The organism is Chryseobacterium culicis (assembly GCF_900108365.1).
GTDB lineage: Bacteria > Bacteroidota > Bacteroidia > Flavobacteriales > Weeksellaceae > Chryseobacterium > Chryseobacterium culicis.
The window spans coordinates 1-1,505 of the sequence record NZ_FNWQ01000017.1 but is presented as its reverse complement, the minus strand read 5'-3'; the positions used below and the strand labels follow the sequence as shown (position 1 = coordinate 1,505).

Below are 1,505 nucleotides of genomic sequence, written 5' to 3'. Positions count from 1 at the left end.
AATGCTTAATGGAGATAGCTCACATGCCAGTGGTTATGATATACCTCTTACAGGCGCTGCTGATATTCCTGTTACTACAACGGCTGATGAACCAGCTGATGAATCTGGCAATTTGTATTTATATAGAAATATGAGAAATGTTAATGGTATACCTATGGTTGGAGAAGGTCTAGATAAACTAGGCTTAAGAGATAGAGATGTTAATCTTCTTTCTAACTCTACCATGATAACACCTCTTTTCACAAATGGTTTATCTGTTACTGTAGGCTATGGTGATGTAATACCACCTAATGTTCCAGATTTTAGCAGAGGAAAAGGAACAATTTTTAGAATACCAGCAAGCTCTTTAATGTCTTACGGTTTAGTAGGGTTACCAGTTCTGAATCCTGATGTTCCAAACTATGGACAGGTTCGACCTGCAATCCCTATGAATGTAGGAACATTTAGAGCATTGATTCAAAGTACTGCCCCAGCTTGGCAACCCGTAAAATAATTAAATATATGGAAGAAAGAGATGTGATCATAAGAAAAATTTTAGAAAAATTATATATTGAATTTAATCCAGAAAATCTCTCTAGACTCACTGTAGATCAGTATAGAGATTTCTTCTTTTCAATATTTGAATACATAAATTTGTATAAAAATAAATATCATTTAACAGAAAAAGATTTTGTTGAATTTAGCAAGAATATCCATCATAAATATAATTATGATGGATACGAAGATAACTGTTGGGAAAGAGTTGCTTTTTTTATGGACGAGCTAATATTTCGGTTTGCTACACCTCCACCCTATTTTTTTCATTCCAACTTTGAAGATTTTAAAAATAAATTAAAAAGAGATTTTACGAAAGGTAATGGACTATAGAAAAATAGGTCGCGATTCTTATCTCTGTTAGCGTAGGTATTCCTCCGTCGGAACAAGCATATCGTTCGTGTCCGTGAATAAAACGCAAAAGCAGTTGCAAAAAGCAGTGGTTTTTACTCTCTTTTTCTAGAGAAACCAATATATTTACCAGTACAGAGATTATCTAGTTCAACCAAGATAAGTTTTGCAAAAAACAGCGAAGGAGCTCTTGAAGTTACAGATACCAACAATTATTATCCGTTTAGATTAAACCATATTTCAAATTCGTTCAGCAATTCAGATTTTGGAAGTTTCTACAGCTACAAGTACAATGATAAAGAACTTCAGGAAACAGGTTTGTTTGATTATGGCTGGAGACAGTATATGCCGGATCTTGGAAGATGGAACGGGATAGATCAGCTTGCAGAAAGCTACCTTTCTGCCCGTCCGTTTGCTTATGTAGCCAATAATCCTGTATCAAGCTTTGATGTAGACGGAAGATGGATGGATGATTCGGGGCATATTACAGATACTACAGGACAAACCTTTGGGTTTCTTGGTTCGTCATATAAACCTCAAGGTGCTACTAATTATCTGGGTGTAAAATATGGAGATGGCGGTGGTACTTTCGGGCAAACCCAGTTTTATAAAGATATCAT

General features: G+C 35.3%; 3 protein-coding genes. All 3 read left to right on the top strand.

Annotated elements, in window-relative coordinates; translation table 11 throughout:
• On the top strand, window positions 1-493 hold a 493-nt coding region (locus tag BLW74_RS22610), incomplete at its 5' end, for a hypothetical protein (protein ID WP_089697131.1).
• 8 nt (window positions 494-501) lie between these two features.
• The gene (locus tag BLW74_RS22175; RefSeq protein ID WP_089697128.1) at window positions 502-867 is read left to right on the top strand and encodes a hypothetical protein; all 366 of its coding nucleotides are present in this window, start codon (window positions 502-504) and stop codon (window positions 865-867) included.
• Between the two features lie 336 nt (window positions 868-1,203).
• On the top strand, window positions 1,204-1,505 hold a 302-nt coding region (locus BLW74_RS22605), incomplete at its 3' end, for an RHS repeat-associated core domain-containing protein (protein WP_262487330.1).